This window comes from Streptomyces sp. CA-135486 (assembly GCF_050936555.1).
GTDB lineage: Bacteria > Actinomycetota > Actinomycetes > Streptomycetales > Streptomycetaceae > Streptomyces.
The window spans coordinates 3,087,272-3,103,176 of record NZ_JBNJMM010000002.1 but is presented as its reverse complement, the minus strand read 5'-3'; the positions used below and the strand labels follow the sequence as shown (position 1 = coordinate 3,103,176).

The 15,905-nt window shown below is 70.9% G+C and carries 14 protein-coding genes; 8 read left to right on the top strand and 6 right to left on the bottom strand.

Annotated features, from left to right (window positions below):
* Nucleotides 1-266: 266 nt before the first annotated feature.
* The 4 genes from ACQEVG_RS33810 to ACQEVG_RS33795 form a co-directional block, all read right to left on the bottom strand.
* Entirely contained in the window at nt 267-440 is a 174-nt protein-coding gene (locus tag ACQEVG_RS33810) for a hypothetical protein (RefSeq protein ID WP_432990971.1), read from the bottom strand.
* Between the two features lie 522 nt (nt 441-962).
* Entirely contained in the window at nt 963-2,426 is a 1,464-nt protein-coding gene (locus ACQEVG_RS33805) for an SDR family NAD(P)-dependent oxidoreductase (protein WP_432990968.1), read from the bottom strand.
* A gap of 138 nt (nt 2,427-2,564) precedes the next feature.
* The gene (locus ACQEVG_RS33800) at nt 2,565-3,290 is read right to left on the bottom strand and encodes an SRPBCC family protein (protein ID WP_432990966.1); all 726 of its coding nucleotides are present in this window, start codon (nt 3,288-3,290) and stop codon (nt 2,565-2,567) included.
* A gap of 125 nt (nt 3,291-3,415) precedes the next feature.
* Nucleotides 3,416-4,048: an ArsR/SmtB family transcription factor gene (locus tag ACQEVG_RS33795; protein ID WP_432990963.1), complete on the bottom strand. Its 633-nt coding sequence runs from the start codon at nt 4,046-4,048 to the stop codon at nt 3,416-3,418.
* 423 nt (nt 4,049-4,471) lie between these two features.
* Between ACQEVG_RS33795 and ACQEVG_RS33790 the strand changes: the two genes are divergently transcribed.
* The 8 genes from ACQEVG_RS33790 (at nt 4,472) to ACQEVG_RS33755 (ending at nt 13,981) form a co-directional block, all read left to right on the top strand.
* Complete coding sequence (locus ACQEVG_RS33790) at nt 4,472-6,613, top strand: hypothetical protein (RefSeq protein WP_432990961.1); 2,142 nt, start codon at nt 4,472-4,474, stop codon at nt 6,611-6,613.
* A 123-nt stretch (nt 6,614-6,736) separates the two neighbouring features.
* Nucleotides 6,737-8,224, top strand: coding sequence for a GT4 family glycosyltransferase PelF (gene pelF, locus ACQEVG_RS33785; protein ID WP_432990959.1), 1,488 nt, complete (start codon nt 6,737-6,739; stop codon nt 8,222-8,224).
* Nucleotides 8,221-9,582 carry a hypothetical protein gene (locus ACQEVG_RS33780; protein WP_432990957.1) on the top strand — a complete coding sequence of 454 codons (1,362 nt, stop codon included), beginning with the start codon at nt 8,221-8,223 and terminating at the stop codon, nt 9,580-9,582. The genes pelF and ACQEVG_RS33780 overlap by 4 nt, the downstream gene beginning before the upstream one ends.
* A 74-nt stretch (nt 9,583-9,656) precedes the next feature.
* Nucleotides 9,657-10,658 (top strand): SDR family NAD(P)-dependent oxidoreductase, encoded by a 1,002-nt coding sequence (locus ACQEVG_RS33775; RefSeq protein ID WP_432990955.1) that lies wholly within the window; start codon nt 9,657-9,659, stop codon nt 10,656-10,658.
* A 69-nt stretch (nt 10,659-10,727) separates the two neighbouring features.
* Complete coding sequence (locus ACQEVG_RS33770; RefSeq protein WP_432990952.1) at nt 10,728-11,441, top strand: nucleotidyltransferase family protein; 714 nt, start codon at nt 10,728-10,730, stop codon at nt 11,439-11,441.
* Nucleotides 11,442-11,449: 8 nt separating this feature from the next.
* A complete protein-coding gene (locus tag ACQEVG_RS33765; RefSeq protein WP_432990950.1) occupies nt 11,450-12,349 on the top strand; it encodes an NAD-dependent epimerase/dehydratase family protein in 900 nt (299 codons plus the stop codon).
* A 163-nt stretch (nt 12,350-12,512) separates the two neighbouring features.
* Complete coding sequence (locus ACQEVG_RS33760; RefSeq protein ID WP_432990947.1) at nt 12,513-13,172, top strand: spherulation-specific family 4 protein; 660 nt, start codon at nt 12,513-12,515, stop codon at nt 13,170-13,172.
* Nucleotides 13,169-13,981, top strand: coding sequence for an endo alpha-1,4 polygalactosaminidase (locus ACQEVG_RS33755; RefSeq protein ID WP_432990944.1), 813 nt, complete (start codon nt 13,169-13,171; stop codon nt 13,979-13,981). Before ACQEVG_RS33760 ends, ACQEVG_RS33755 begins: the two co-directional genes overlap by 4 nt.
* Nucleotides 13,982-14,009: 28 nt before the next feature.
* Here ACQEVG_RS33755 and ACQEVG_RS33750 read toward each other — a convergent pair whose 3' ends face one another.
* Together ACQEVG_RS33750 and glgC are read right to left on the bottom strand one after the other, a co-directional pair.
* Nucleotides 14,010-14,426 carry an ATP-binding protein gene (locus tag ACQEVG_RS33750; protein WP_432990942.1) on the bottom strand — a complete coding sequence of 139 codons (417 nt, stop codon included), beginning with the start codon at nt 14,424-14,426 and terminating at the stop codon, nt 14,010-14,012.
* A gap of 234 nt (nt 14,427-14,660) precedes the next feature.
* Nucleotides 14,661-15,878 (bottom strand): glucose-1-phosphate adenylyltransferase, encoded by a 1,218-nt coding sequence (glgC, locus tag ACQEVG_RS33745; RefSeq protein WP_432990939.1) that lies wholly within the window; start codon nt 15,876-15,878, stop codon nt 14,661-14,663.
* Nucleotides 15,879-15,905: the final 27 nt, after the last annotated feature.

Here is a 15,905-nt window from a genome sequence, read left to right as displayed (position 1 = left end):
CGGGCCACGGCGGCGGGAGCGACAGTGCGGGCCCCGGGCAATCGGCTCCCCAGAGCCATCGGATGAATCCCCCGACAAGTCCTCGAGCAACCCCGGTAGTTGCGGTCCCGGGACGGAGGCGCGACCGGATGTGTCCCGCATACCGGGAGCAGCCGTAGCGCGTACCGGCCCATCCCGCGCGGACTCACCTTGGTGGGCAAGGGCAGCTCGTAGACCGTTCGTACCCCCTGCCACTGCGGCAGGGGGTACGGGGCGAAGCGATCCGCTCAGTCGATACCGGGCAGGATGTGCGGCTCGGCGAGGTCGTCTTCGTAACCCGCCAGCCGGATCGGGGCCGACCGGGCCCAGACTTCGAGGCTGCCGAGCTCGTCGGCCCGGCCGGTCCGATCGCCGCTGCTGTCTGGCGCTCGCTTCTCGTGCTTCTTCACATCTGGTGTCACCGCGCACTCCTCTGTGTCGCGTAACTGGGACAAGGGCAGTTCGGTCGCGGTGGCGCCGTTCTCGGGCGGGACCGCAGCCCGGTTGAAGGCTTGTCCCAGGACGGCCAAGGGGGTTTCGTGGATCCCTTGGTGGCGTCCGTTCATCCAAGAGTACCCATATGAGCAGGGCCCTGCTCGATGGGGCCTGTAAATCTCCTGTAAACCAACTCAATTCCGGTCAACGATCTTTCCTTGCGCGGAGCATCACGGGACCGTACGCGGATGAGTTCCGGTCGCGCACAAGACCGCGTCGATGGCAGGACTGCCTTGGTCACGGGGGCATCACGCGGCATCGCTCCGCCCGTCGCCGAAGCGCCGGCCGGAGCAGGGGCGAAGGCCGTCATCACGGCCCGGGACCCGGATGGAGTAACAGCGGCGGTGGCCCGGGGGCGCAAGACGGCATGCGGGCGCGCGGCAGCGTCGCCGACCCCGGCCAGTGGCGGGAGGCGTTCGCGGTGAATGAGGAGGCTGGGCTGCGGAGGTCTACCAGTTCGCCGGAGCGTAGTCCTTGAGGAAGCAGCCGTAGAGGTCCTCGCCGTCCTCGCCGCGCACGATGGGGTCATAGACCCTGGCCGCGCCGTCGATCAGGTCGAGCGGGGCGTGGAACCCCTCGTCGGCAAGGCGCATCTTGTCGGGGTGCGGGCGCTCGTCGGTGATCCAGCCGGTGTCGACGGCGGTCATCAGGATGCCGTCGGTCTCGAACATCTCCTGGGCGCTGGTGCGGGTGAGCATGTTCAGCGCGGCCTTGGCCATATTGGTGTGCGGGTGGCCCGCACCCTTGTAGCCGCGGCTGAAGACGCCCTCCATGGCGGAGACGTTCACCACATAGGTGCGTTTGGCCGCGGCGGCGGCCATCGCCGGGCGGAGCCGGCTGATCAGGATGAAGGGCGCGGTGGAATTGCACAGCTGCACTTCGAGCAGCTCGACCGGGTCCACCTCGGAGACCGTCTGGATCCAGCTGTTGGTGTCGTGCAGGTCGGGGACCAGGCCGCCGGCGTCGATGGCGGTGCCCGCGGCGATGCGCTCCAGCGAGGCGGAACCGCTGACAAGGGCGAGGTCTGTCACGTCCTGTGCGCTCAGGCCGTCGCCGGCGGCGGAAGGCAGTGCGGCGACGGAGTCCACGGCGCCACTGCCGAAGGTGCCGATGACCTGGGCGGGCGGCAGCGCGCCCGCGGGCAGCGGTGCGGACTCGGCGGCGAGAAGCTCGCTGTAGGCCTGCGGGGAACGGCGTACCGTCTGGGCGGCGTTGTTGATCAGGATGTCCAGCGGACCCTCGGCCGCCACCGAGTCGGCGAGGGCGACGACCTGCGCGGGGTCGCGCAGGTCGATGCCGACGACCTTGAGGCGGTGGATCCACTCGTCGCTGTCCGGCATCGCCTTGAAGCGGCGGATCGCGTCGTTCGGGAAGCGGGTGGTGATGGTGGTGTGGGCACCGTCGCGCAGCAGCCGCAGCGCGATATACATGCCGATCTTTGCCCGGCCGCCGGTGAGGAGGGCGCGCTTGCCGGTCAGGTCGGTGCGGGCGTCGCGGCGGGCGCGGTTCTCGGCGGCGCACTTCTGGCACAGCTGGTGGTAGAAGGCGTCGACCTCGACATAGCGGGTCTTGCAGATGTAGCAGGACCGGGGGCGCTGGAGTATCCCCGCGATGTCGCCGGTGACGGAGGAGGACGGCAGCAGGCCTTCGGTCTCGTCGTCGATCCGCTCGGCGGAGCCGGTCGCGGTGGCCTCGGTGACCGCCTTGTCATGGGCGGTCTTGGCGGCCCGGCGCTCCTGGCGGCGGCGCTGCTTCACGGTGCGGTAGATGCCGGCGGTGGCGCGCCGAACCGTGATCGCGTCGGGGTGGTCGACGTCCAGCTTGTCGAGTTCGTCCAGCACGCTGAGGCAGACGGCCAGGCGCTCCGGGTCGATGCCCGGGCCGTACACCGGGCTGTCCTCTGTCACCGTCATGGCCTTGTCGTTCCTCGATCACTCGCGCGCTGTGGGTTTCAAAAGCGCAACTTTACTGAGCAAAAGGGTGACGGCAAAATCTCGTGACCGGGGGCTTCGGCCCAGGCACCCGAGCCCCCGGTTGTTCCCGCACCGGCCTCAAGCGAACAGGCCGGTCAGCCATGTCCGCCAGACAGCCTCGTTCTTCCCGGCGTCCGCGTCCGTGGCGAAGTCGTGCACGCTGACTCCGACCGGCGCCCCGAAGTGGTTGCGGCCGAAGATGCGGTACATCGCCTCGTCGGTGCGCAGCCCGATGAAGTACGGGTTGCGGTAGTCGAGGACCGCATCGACCGGTCCGGCACCCGGCACCTCGACGCGGACCGTGTCGTCCTGGGCCGCGTCCTCGAGACCGAGCCCACGGCTGACGACCTCGAGCCCGTCCGGGGTGTTGGATGCGGCGGGGGCGTCCAGCGTCGCGAAGGTGGCGGGGCGGCCTGTGAAGTGCACGAGGTACTGCCGCAGGGTGTGCAGATAGAAGTCCGTGTGCTTGTTCGCTCCGTCGTACTGGTTGTCCCAGTCGTCGACGAGGATGCCGCTGTGCACATAGCGCACGTAGCAGCCGCCGCCCTCGCGCGGCTCGATGACATGCTCAAGCTGATTGAAGGTCTGCTGCGGCATGCCCTCCACGTTCTCGGTGCGGGCGGTCAGATGCCGCGGCGGGTCCCACGCCGTGAGAGTGCCGCCAAAGGGTGCGGCGCCGCCCTCCTTCGGTTCGTACTCCATCGGCCAGAGCCAGCCGCCCGTGCCGGTGGTGATCGCGTCCCATACCTCCTCGGGGCTTGCGTCGACCTCGAACTCCCGGACGATCTCGAACTCCTTGGACATGACGACTCCTGATACTCAGGCGCTCTGGGGCGCGTAGACGGTGTGCCGGACGCCGGAACCGAACGTCCTGGACGTGACGACCTCGAGAAGGGCCTGAGCGAGGCCCTCGGTGACGACGAGCTTCCTCATGACGACTCCTCGATGGCTCCCGGCGTTTTCTCCGGGGCTTTCTCCGGGGTTTTCACGGTGGGATGGAGGGCCACGACGATGCGGTGGTCACGGCCGCCCTGCGCGTCCTCGTCGTGGTACTTGGCGATGAGCGCGCCGACGCCCTGCGTCAGCTCCTCGACGAACGCCGCCCGGTCGGCGGCGGAGGCGAACCGCACCTCCCCGTCGAGTGCGTACGTCGCCAGCCGCTTTCGGGCCTTGACGGCACCCGTGATGAGGGTGCCGACGTCGCCGACCAGGCGGGCGGCGAGTGCGAGCAGCCAGCGCGCGGAGAGCTGGTCGCGGAAGCCGGCCGGGTCCGGCTGCACCGCCGCGAGGGCGAGCGGGGAGATCACGTACGAAGCCGCGGTGGCCCGCATCAGCCTCTCGGTGACATTGCCTTTTCTGCGTTCACCGGCCAGTTCGATCAGACCGTGCCGCTCCAGCGCCTTGAGGTGGTAGTTCACCTTCTGCCGGGGCAGCCCGACCCGGCCGGCCAGCATGGCCGCCGACGCCGGCCCGGCGGCGAGCTCGGCGAGCAGCCGGGAGCGCGTGGGGTCCAGCGAGACGGCGGCAGCCGCCGAGTCCTCGATCACGGTCACATCCAACATGGCTTCACCCTCCCACCGAAAACATTTCTTGTCCAGACTCATTTTCGTGTCGGTACCTCGAATGGCCGAATCTTATGACCGGCACAGGAGGGTTTCTTTGGTCTAGACCCCTGAAGGTCAACCCGGGACCGAAAACCGCTCCACACTCCCCCGACCTGCGCGCGCCTGACGCCGGGGAACAAGTGGCCGAGCGAACACAAGGGCGACAAAGGCGTCGATCCGGAACCCGCTGCGGGGCGGGAGGTGCATCCGTTTTGCGTCAGGTTTCACAATGCCCTCACAGGTTCGCCAGACTGCGCCCCAATATGTGATCCGACAGAGAGCGGGACACACGGGGCGTCATCGCACGCGCCGAGCACCGCTGGGGGGCAAGGGCATGCCGGACTCCGGTTCGGCATGCCCTTCCGGGGAGGAACCACATACATGAGGCGCAGCGTCCGCACGGCTGCCTTGTCCACTACGAGCGCACTACTGCTGGCCTTGGCCGCACCGGCCGCGGGAGCCGCCGCGGCACCGGCACCACGCATCGATCTGAAAGTCCTGCTGGTGGACGACGGGGGCCCGGCAACCGCCGCCATCGCCGCCGAACTCGACGGCTCGGGAACGCCGTACACCCTGCTCAATCTCCAACAGGCGGGCCGCGCGGTGATCGACGCGGGCTTCCTCGCCGACACGGTGGACGGGCGCCCGCGCGCCAAGTACCAGGCCGTCGTACTGCCCAACGACAACCCCTTCGGGGCCGGCTCCGCGGAAATGGCCGCGCTCGCCTCGTACGAGAAGAGCTTCGCGATCCCGCAGGTCGACGCGTACACCTACGCCCGCCCCGAGGTGGGCCTCAACTACCCGGTCCACGGCGGATACAGCGGTTCGCTGGACGGCGCGCGGGCCGAGGTGACGGCCGCCGGCAAGGCGGGCCCCTTCGGCTATCTCGACGGACCGGTCCCCTTCGAGAACAACTCCCCCGACGTGGCCGAGAGTTACGCGCATGTCGCGCAGCCGGCCGCGGGCGCCGACTTCACCAGCTATGTGGAGGCGCCGCTGCCCGGCACGCAGCAGCGCGGCTCCATCGTCGGCGAGTACCGCCACGACGGCCGCCGCGAGCTCGTCGTCACCTTCGTCTACAACCAGTACCAGCAGCAGTTCCGGCTGCTCGCCCGCGGCATCGTGAACTGGCTGACCCAGGGCGTCCAGCTCGGCGCCGCCCGCAACTACTTCTCGGTCCACATCGACGACGTCTTCGGCGCCGACGACCGCTGGGACACCGTGCTGAACTGCACGCCGGGGGACGTGGACTGCGCGCCCGGACAGGGCACACCCGACCCGATCCGGATGACGGCAGCGGACGCGCAGTACGCCGCGCAGTGGTCCGCGTCGAAGGGCCTCACCTTCGACATGGTCTTCAACGGCGGCGGCAGCGAGCTGTTCAAGGAGGAGAACGGAGGCACCGACGCCCTCGCCCAGCAGCTGACCGCCGACAGGAACGCCTACCGGTGGGTCAACCACACCTACAACCACCCCTTCCTCGGCTGTGTCCAAGACGTCAGCGTCGTCCCCTGGACCTGCGCCAAGAACATCGACGGCTCCACCAAGTACGTCAGCCGCGCCGCGATTTCCGCCCAGATCGGGGACAACCGCTCCTGGGGCCTGCGGGCCGGACTCCCGCTGCAGAACGACGAACTCGTCACCGGCGAGCACTCCGGGCTGCGCATCCTCCCGCAGCAGCCGGACGACAACCCCAACCTCGCGCCCGCGCTCTCCGACAACGCGGTCGCCTGGCTCGGCTCGGACAACTCCCGCGAGCGCGCCCAGCGCCACGTCGGCCCGGCCCTCACGGTGCCCCGCTACCCGATGAACGTCTTCTACAACGCGGGCCACACCTCCGAGCAGATCGACGAGTACAACTGGATCTACACCCGCAGCTCCGACGGCGGCAGCGGTATCTGCGAGACCGCCGCCAACTCCACCTGTCTGCCGGAGCCACTGGACACCGGCACCGGGTACGCGGACTACGTGGTGCCGCTGGAGGCCCGCATCGGTCTCGGCCATGTGCTGGCCAACGACCCGCGGCCGCACTTCATCCACCAGTCCAACCTGGCCGAGGACCGGATCGCCTATCCGGTGCTGGACCGCATCCTCGGCGACTACGCGGCGCTGTACGCGGACAGCACCCCGCTGGTCAATCTGCGCCAGCGCGAGATCGGCGCCGAACTGCGCGACCGGGCGACCTGGAACGCCGCGGTCGCCGCGGGCCAGGTGACCGCGTACCGCATCGGAGACGCCGTAACCGTGCAGGCGCCCAGCGGGGTCAAGGTGACCGCCACCATGCCGGTCGGCACCCGGCAGAACCAGCTCCTCGGCACCTCCGGGTTCGGCAGCCCCTACGCGGGTGCGGTCTCCGGATGGACCGCGCCGGGGCTGCTGCAGAACCGGGTCACGTTCACGCTGCCCGGCGCGGCGCCGGCCGCGGCCCGCACGGTGAAGGCCGGGCCGGTCCAGTCGTCCGCACCACGGCTGCCGCTGCCCGCGGGCGTGCGCAAGCGCGTCCCGTACGGCGTGACCGGCTGACGAAATCGGCCACCGCGGTCCCGGGGCACTGTCCCCGCCCCGGGAGCGCGCGTTCGACGCGCCCCCGCTCGTCCGGCGGGTGAGGCGCCCCTTCCTTCTCGCGCTCCGGGGGAGCAGTTCCACATGGCCGAGCCCAAAGGCGCGCCGCGAACCGGCGCGCCCCTGGTCACCCTCCTCACCGAAGGCACCTATCCGCACAGCCACGGCGGCGTCAGCGTGTGGTGCGACCAACTCGTGGGCGGAATGCCCGACTTCGACTTTCAGGTCATCGCGGTGACCGGCACCGGCCGGGAATCCCTGGCCTGGGAGCTGCCGGCCCATGTCGCCGAGCCCGTCAGCGTCCCGATGTGGGGCCCGGACCCGGTCGGGGCCGCGCCGCGCGGACGCCGGATGCGGCAGCTGATGGCCACCTACGAAAAGTTCCTGACGGCACTTGTCGACCCGGCGGCCGAGGAGTTGTTCCCTCCCGCGCTGTACGAACTGGCACGGGCGGCCCGCGAGGGCGTGCTCGCGCCGGCGCTGCGCAGCGACCGGGCGGTGCACACCCTGGTGGGCGTCTGGAACCGGCCGGGCCTGCCCGTGTACGCGGCCCGGCCCACCCTGCACGATGCGCTCACCGCCACCGATCTGCTGGAGCACGCGCTGCGGCCGCTCACGGCAGCTCCGCCCGAGCGTGGGGTCGCGCACGCCGTCAGCGGCGGAATCGCCGTACTGCCCGGTCTGGTCGCCAGTCGGCTGCACGGCGTACCGCTGCTGCTCACCGAGCACGGCGTATATCTGCGCGAGCGCTACCTCGGCTACCGCACCGGGCCCTACCGCTGGCCGGTGAAGGCGCTGCTGCTGGGCTTCTTCCGGCTGCTCGCCGAGGAAACGTACCGGGTGGCCGCCCTGATCACTCCCGGCAATCGCTACAACCGCCTGTGGGAGGAGCGCGGCGGGGCGCCCCCGGAGCTCATCCGCACGGTCTACAACGGCGTCGACCCGGCGGCGTTCCCGCACGCGGGGCCCGAACCGGAGACACCCACGCTCAGCTGGGCGGGCCGCGTGGACCCGATCAAGGACCTGGAGACGCTGATCCGTGCCTTCGCGTTCGTACGAAAGGAGATACCCGAGGCCCGGCTGCGGATCTTCGGCGGCACGCCGCGCGGCGGCGAGGCCTACCGGGCGCGCTGCGAAGCGCTCGCCGCGGAGCTCGGGCACAGCGACGCCGTCGTCTTCGAGGGGCGGGTGGACGACATCCGTGACGCGTACGCGGCGGGAAACGTGGTGATGCTGTCCAGCATCAGCGAGGGCTTCCCGTTCACGCTGATCGAGGCGATGTCCTGCGGGCGCGCCACCGTCTCCACCGATGTCGGCGGGGTGCGCGAGGCCGTCGGCGACAGCGGTCTCGTGGTGCCGCCGCGAGAGCCGGAAGCGATGGCCCGGGCGGCGCTGGAGCTGCTGGGCGATCCGCAGCGGCGGGCCGCGATGGGCGAGGCGGCGCGGCTGCGGGTGATCGAGCAGTTCACACTGCGCCAGACCGTCGACACCTTCCGCTCGATCTACCTCGAACTCGCCCTGCGCGCCCATGAGTCGGCGCCCGTGGCCTGGCCCGCGGGGGTGCTCGCATGAGCGGCCCGTTACGCCTGCTGTCGGGCGACGGCGACAGCCTCCCCGTCATACCCAGGCCGCGCACGCGGACCCGTGCGCGGCCCAGCTGGGCGAAAGACCCGATCGACGAGCTCGCGGAGCGTCTGATGGAGCAGGTCGCGGTCGCCGTCCATCCGTACGAGGTGGCGGCGCTGCTGGAGTCGGACGGCCTGACGGGTGATCAGATCACCGCCCGCTACGGGCGCCCGGATCTGTTCACGCTCGCCGAGGATCTTCATGCCCGGGTGCCACGCCACTATCCGGAGCCGCCGCCCGCGCCCGACCCCTGGCGGCCGGACCATCTGCGCTGTGCGCTGCGCGGTCTGGTCTTCGCCCTGCCGGGTCTCGCCTATGTGCTGGGCGCCGGGCTGTGGCACGGCACCGCGGACGTCTCGGGGCTGATCGTCTCCGCTCTTGCGGCCTGGGCGTGGAACCAGGCGCTCAGCCACCGGGCGTATCTGCGGCTGGCGGCCGGCGGGCAGGCCGCCGCCGGGCGGACCCTGCGCATCGGCGCGCCGGCCGGTGCGCTCGGGGCGGCGGCCACGGGGCTTGCGGTGTCGGGGCCGGGCATGGGCGCGGCTTTCGCGGCCGGGCAGTCCTGCTACCTCGGCGCGGCGAGCGTGCTGCTGGTCCTCGGCCGCGAACGGGTGCTGCTGCTCACCCTGTTGCCCGTCGCGGCGGGGGCCGGTGCCGTGCAACTGTGGCAGCCCCCGGCGGCGCTCGCACCGGTGCTGCTGTCGGCGACAGTGCTTCTCGCGGTCCTCGCCGCCGGGCATGCCTTACGCGCCGCGGTGCGCTGCGCACCCGAGGCCGCCGGCCCGACGCCCACGTTGCTGCGCTCCCTGCCGTACGGACTGTTCGGCCTGGCCGCGGGCGTGCTGGCAGCACTTGCCGGGGCCGATGAGCCGCGCTCCGTCGTCGCCCTCACGCTCAGCATGGGCTTCGCCGAATGGCTGCTCTACCGCTACCGCTCGCTCGCGCTGACCGCGCTGCGCGAGAGCACCGGCGGCCGCGGCTTCGTACTGCGCGCCGGGCGGGCCCTGGCGTACTGCCTGGGCGCGTATCTGGCGGTCCTCGCTCTCGGCTCGCTGATCGCCGGGATCCGGCCCGCTCCCCTGCTGGGTCTTGGGGCCGTGCTCTGGACCGCGCTGCTCCTGCAGGCGTTCTCGCTGGCCTGGCTGCCGGCCGCCGTCACGCTCGCCTCCGCGGCCGCGGAGGCCGCGGCGTCACTGGCTTCTCTCCCGCTCGGACCGGCCCAACTGAGCTGTCGTACCGCGGCGGCGGCCGTTCTGGTCGCCGCGGCCTGTCGGCTGCTCGGCCGGCCCACCGCTCACCGCTGATTCCGCCGCACCACTGATTCCACCGCACCACTGAATCCACCCACCCGCACCACCGACCAACGGGAGCAACTGACGTGACATCGAACGGGCTTGTCGCCATCACCGGCGCCGAGGGGTTCATCGGATCGCATCTCACCGAGGCGCTCGTCGACGCCGGTTTCCGGGTCCGCGCCATGGCCCAGTACAACTCCTTCTCCTCCTACGGATGGCTGGAGACGCTCTCCGCCGAGACCCTCGACCAGGTCGAGATCGTTCTCGGAGACGTCCGCGACGCCGGCTCGGTGCATCAGCTCGCCGAGGGAGCCGAAGCCGTGTACCACCTGGCCGCCCTGATCGCGATCCCGTACTCCTACCAGGCCCCGCACAGTTATGTGGACACCAATGTCACGGGCACCCTCAATGTGCTCGAGGTGGTGCGCAAGCTGGGGATCCCACGCCTGGTGCACACCTCGACCAGCGAGACGTACGGCACCGCGCAGACCGTGCCGATCACCGAGGACCACCCCATCAACACCCAGTCCCCGTACGCCGCTTCGAAGGCGGGCGGCGACCGGCTGGCCGACAGCTACCACGCCAGCTTCGGCACCCAGGTGGTCACGCTGCGCCCGTTCAACACCTTCGGGCCGCGCCAGTCGATGCGGGCCGTCATCCCGACCGTCATCGGCCAGGTCGCTGCGGGCGAGCGGGTCATCACCCTCGGGGACCTGCGCCCCACTCGCGACTTCCTCTACGTGAAGGACACCGCCCGTGCCTTCCTCGCCGTCGGCACCGCGCCCGCCGATGCCGTTGTCGGTCGCACCTTCAACGCGGGTACCGGCGGTGAGATCTCGGTCGGCGAACTGACCAGGCTCATCGGCAAGTTGATGGACACCGATGTCGAGGTGCGCGAGGACGAGGAGCGCATCCGGCCGGCCGGCTCCGAGGTGATGCGGCTCGTCGCCGACGCCACCCGGCTGCGCGAGGCGACCGGCTGGAAGCCCGAGCACGACCTGGAGCAGGGGCTCGTACGCACCATCGGGTTCTTCCGGGACCCGGTGAACCTGGCCCGCTACAAGACCGGCATCTACAACATCTGACCGCGTACGCCACCGACAGGGCGCCAGGCAGAGAGCGCCACTCGCAAAGACACTGACAGGGGAGTCTTCATGCACGCAGTGATCCTGGCCGGAGGCAAGGGCGTCCGGCTCCGGCCGTACACCACGGCACTGCCCAAGCCGCTGGTGCCGATCGGCGACCAGCACGCGATCCTGGAGATCGTCCTGCGCCAGCTGGCCACGGCCGGCTTCACCAGCGCGACCATCGCCATCGGCCACCTCGGACACATCATCCGCGCCTATGTCGGCAACGGCTCGCAGTGGGGGCTGCGGGTCGGCTACTCCACCGAGGAGAGCCCGCTCGGCACGATGGGCCCGCTGCTCACCATGCTGGACCGGCTGCCCGAGAACTTCCTCGTCATGAACGGTGACATCCTCACCGACCTCGACTACGGGGACGTCGTCAGCCAGCACAGCGCTTCCGGCGCGCCGCTCACCGTCGCCACGTATGCCCGCAAGGTCGCCATCGACTTCGGGGTGCTCACCACCGAGTCCGGGCGGGTCGTCGGTTTCGCCGAGAAGCCGAGCATGGACTACCGCGTCTCGATGGGCGTGTACGGACTCAGCCGGGACACGCTCGCCGGGTACACGCCTGGGCTGCCGCTCGGCTTCGACGAGCTGATGCTGGATCTGCTGCAGTCACAGAACCCGCCGCACACCTACGATTTCGACGGGTACTGGCTCGACATCGGCCGGCCCGACGACTACGACCGGGCGAACGCCGAGTTCACCACCCACCGCGGCCTTCTCCTCAAGGGAGCGTGAGGAGTTCCGTGCGCATCCTCCTCCTGGGCTCCACCGGATTCCTGGGCGGGCACACCGCCGAGCAGCTGCGCGCCCTGCCGGGCGTGCGGCTGCTCGTCGGCGGCCGGTCCGCGGACGCCGATGTGCCGCTCGATCTCACTGCCGGTCCCGGCGTCATCGCGGACGCGCTTCGCGCGGCCGCGCCATCCGTCGTCGTCAACTGCGCGGGTCTGGTGGCCGGCAGCGCGGTGCAGCTGACGGACGTCAACGCGCGCGGCCCCGCCGCGCTCTGCGAGGCGCTGCGGGATGCGGCGCCCGAAGCCCGGCTCGTGCATCTCGGCTCAGCCGCCGAGTACGGGCCGACCGCGCCCGGCGCGCCCGTCACCGAGTCGGCCGCGACCAGACCGCTCGGTCCGTACGGCGCCACCAAGCTGGCCGGCACGATCGCGGTCACCGCCTCGGGGCTGGACGCCGTTGTGCTGCGCGTCTTCAACCCCGTGGGTCCGGGCGCACCGGCCGCGGGTCTGCCCGGCCGGCTCGCCGCCGAGCTGCGGCGGGCCGGTGACGCGGGCGAGACCGTGCGGGTCGGCGCTCTGTCCGCGCACCGTGACTTCGTCGACGCGCGTGATGTGGCGGATGCGGCCGTGCGGGCGGCGACCGCCGACCGCCCGCTCCCGCCGGTGCTCAACATCGGCAGCGGCCGGGCCACTTCGGTGCGCGAACTGGCCCACGGTCTGGTCCGGACGTCCGGCTTCCGCGGCCGCCTGGAGGAGACGGGTACCGGCTCCGCGCGCTCGTCGGCGGTCTCCTGGCAGTGCGCGGACATCACGTCGGCGAGGGATGCGCTGGGCTGGCGTCCGAAGCGTACGCTGGACGACTCGCTGTACGACCTGTGGGCGTCGTCGGTCCCGGCGGGGGCGGGCCTGTGACGGCTGCTTTCCGGGGCTTTGCCCCGAACCCTCCCCCTGCGCCCCGCGGGCGTGGGGGGACCCCCGCTCCTCAATCGCCGCGGGGGCTGAAGTGACGGCCCGTCCGGCGATTGAGGACTGGGGGTCCGGGGGCGAAGCCCCCGGTTCGGAGGGGCCGCCCCGCATGACCCTCCTCGTCCCCATGTACGTCCACCCCACTGTCGATCCCGCCGCCTGGCACGCCCTCGCCGCTTCCGCGCCCCGCCTCTACGGCGTCGTGCTCAACGTCGACGACGGCCCCGGAACCGCCCCCGACCCCGCGTTCGTCGCCGCCGCCCGCGCGTTGCGGGCGGCCGGCGTGCGGGTGCTCGGGTATGCGGACACCGATTACGGCCGACGGCCCGCCCGGGTGGTCACCCGGGACTTCGAGCGGCATCGCGACTGGTACGGCGCGGACGGGTTCTTCCTCGACCAGGTCGCCCCGGACACGGCCGGGCTCCGTCACTACCGGCGGCTCACCAGGGCGGCGCGGGCCCGCGGTGGACGGACCGTTGTGCTCAATCCGGGCGCCCATCCCGCCCCGGGATACGCCGCGCTCGGTGATCTGCTGATCACCTTCGAGGGCGACTGGGACGCCTATTGCGCCGCCCCGGCCGCCCCGCCGTGGACCAAGGACCACCCGCCGACCCGGTTCTGCCATCTGGTGCACGGCGTTCCCGCCGGGCTCTGCCGGCTCGCGGCCCGTACCGCGGAACTGCGCGGCGCGGCGGTGCACTGCGCCGTACCCGGCCATGGCCCCAACCCCTGGTCGGCGCTGCCGCCCGCTCTTCGGAAGGCCCCATGAAACCTCACCAGGCCGCCGGGCGACGGCGGCTCGGCCTGCTTGCCGTCGCGATGGCGTTCGCGGTGCTCGCCGCCTGCTCGGCGCCGTCCCCGGATCCGTCCCCGCGCCTCCGGCGCTGGCAGCCGCGGCCGGGCATCGCCTGGCAGTGGCAGCTGGACGGACGGGTCGACGCCGGCGTCGACGTGCCCGTGTACGACATCGACGGCTTCGAGAACGACGCGGCGACCGTGCGCAGGCTCCACCGGGACGGCCGCATGGTCATCTGCTATCTCAACGCGGGCGCCTGGGAGTCCTTCCGCCCCGACCACGGGGAGTTTCCCGCCTCCGTACGGGGCAGGGCCAACGGCTGGGAGGGAGAGCGCTGGCTGGACATCCGGCGGCTCGACGTCCTGCGCCCGCTGATGGCCAAGCGCATGGACCTCTGCCGCGAGCGCGGCTTCGACGCGGTGGAGCCGGATCTGCTGGACGCCTATCTCAACACGACCGGCTTCCCACTGACCGACGCCCACCAGCTCGCGTACAACCGCATGATCGCGGGCCTCGCGCACGAGCGGGGCATGTCGGTGGGGCTCAAGAACGATCTGCCCCAAATCCCCCAGCTGGTACGGGACTTCGACTTCGCCGTGAACGAGGAGTGCGCGCAGTACGACGACTGCGCCCAGCTGACACCCTTCGTGAAGGCCGGGAAAGCGGTCTTCCATGTGGAATACGCGCTGCCCGTCGACACGTTCTGCGAGCGCACCCGCCGACTGGGGCTCAGCTCCATGCGCAAAAAACTCAACCTGGGGGTGTGGCGGCAGCCCTGTTGAGCGGGGCCGGCGCTCAGGGAAGCGGCGCTCAGGAGGCGGCGAGCACCGCCTGGACGGTCTTGCCGCCGCCCGGTCCGCCCCGCACGGCGAAGTGCTGGGCGAGCTCCCGCACCATCACGATTCCCCGCCCGCACTCGTCCGTCTCCCCCGGCGAACACAGCCGTGGTGGTATCGGACTGGCGTCCTCCACCTCGACGGTGACCAGCCCGGGATCGACGTGCAGCCGCAGCCGGCAGCTGCTGTGGCCGTGCCGGGTGGCATTGGTGACGAGCTCGGACGCGACCAGGGTCGCGTCCTGCACCTGATCGCCCGACACCTTCTCGCCGCAGCCACGGGTCAGAAAGGCCGTCGTCAGATGCCGCGCCCAAAGGGCGGATGTCTCCGCCTGCGGCAATAGATATGTGGCGCATGCGGCGCGCCTGCGGGAGCGCCTCTGCGCACGCATCCCCATCACTCCCCGTTCCTGCGTAGACGTTCACGGACGGCCGTATTCGGCCAGGAGAACCAACGGGGCGGGCCGCCTACGGTCGAAGAACAACGACGGGCCCCTCTCCCCTCGTGATGCCCTCCCCGCGTGATCGGCAATCAGCCGTCCACGGCACTCTTTGCGGCGGGCGCCCGCCCCATGAGGGATCCGGTCCGCCGACGCAGGGCCCCGCGGACCGTCTCCCGGGCCGGCTCACAGCACCGGTTGCCCCTTGCCCAGCGCGATGACGCCGTTCTTGGAGACGGTGTACAGCTCCTGGTCACGCCCGGGATTGACGCCGATGGTCGCACCCGGCGGGACGTCCACGTTCTTGTCGAGAATCGAGCCGCGCACCACCGCGCCACGGCCTATGCGCACATTGTCGTGAAGGACCGAGCCCTGCACCACCGCGCCCTCGGCGACGGTCACGCCCGGCGAGAGGACGGACCGGGTGACCTGGCCGCGGACGATGCAGCCGGGGCTGACGATCGACTCACTCGCGATGCCCGCGCCGATGCAGCGGGCCGGCGGCAGCTGCCCGGAGTGGGTGTAGAGGGGCCAGCTGCGATTGTCGAGGTCGAAGACGGGCCGGTCGGGGATCAGATCCATATGGGCTTCGTAGTACGTGTCGAGCGTGCCCACATCGCGCCAGTAGCCGTGCTCACGCGTGCTTTCGCCCGGCACATGGTTGTCATCGAAGTCGTAGAGCTGCGCCACACCCCGGTCGGTGAGCATCGGCAGGATCGAACCGCCCATGTCATGGACCGAGCGCTCGTCCTCCGCGTCCCGGTGCAGGGCGTCGATGAGGACCTTGGTGGTGAAGAGGTAGTTGCCCATGGAGGCGAAGACCCGGCCCGGGTCGCCCGGCAGCCCGGGAGGGTCGGCGGGCTTCTCCAGGAACCTCTCGACCCGGGCGCCGTCGGAGGCCGGGGTGATGATCCCGAACGAGGAGGCTTCGGAGCGCGGTACCTTGATCCCGGCGACCGTGACGCCCGCCCCGCTGTCGATGTGCCGCTTCAGCATCTGCCGGGGATCCATCCGGTAGACATGGTCCGCGCCGAACACCGCGATGTAGTCGGGCTGTTCGTCGTGGACGAGGTTGAGGGACTGCAGGATCGCGTCGGCGCTGCCGAGATACCAGCGGCGGCCGAGCCGCTGCTGGGCCGGAACGGGTGTGACGTAGTTGCCGAGGAGGCTCGACATCCGCCAGGTGGTGGTCACATGGCGGTCCAGAGAGTGCGACTTGTACTGCGTCAGCACACAGATCCGCAGGATGTCGCCGTTCACCAGGCTGGACAGCACGAAGTCGACGAGCCGGTACATGCCACCGAACGTCACCGCCGGTTTGGCCCGGTCGGCAGTGAGCGGCATCAGCCGCTTGCCCTCCCCGCCGGCCAGTACGATCCCGAGCACCGAAGGTCCACCGCGCATCGCCGCCCCTCTCTGCCTGCCGTCCCT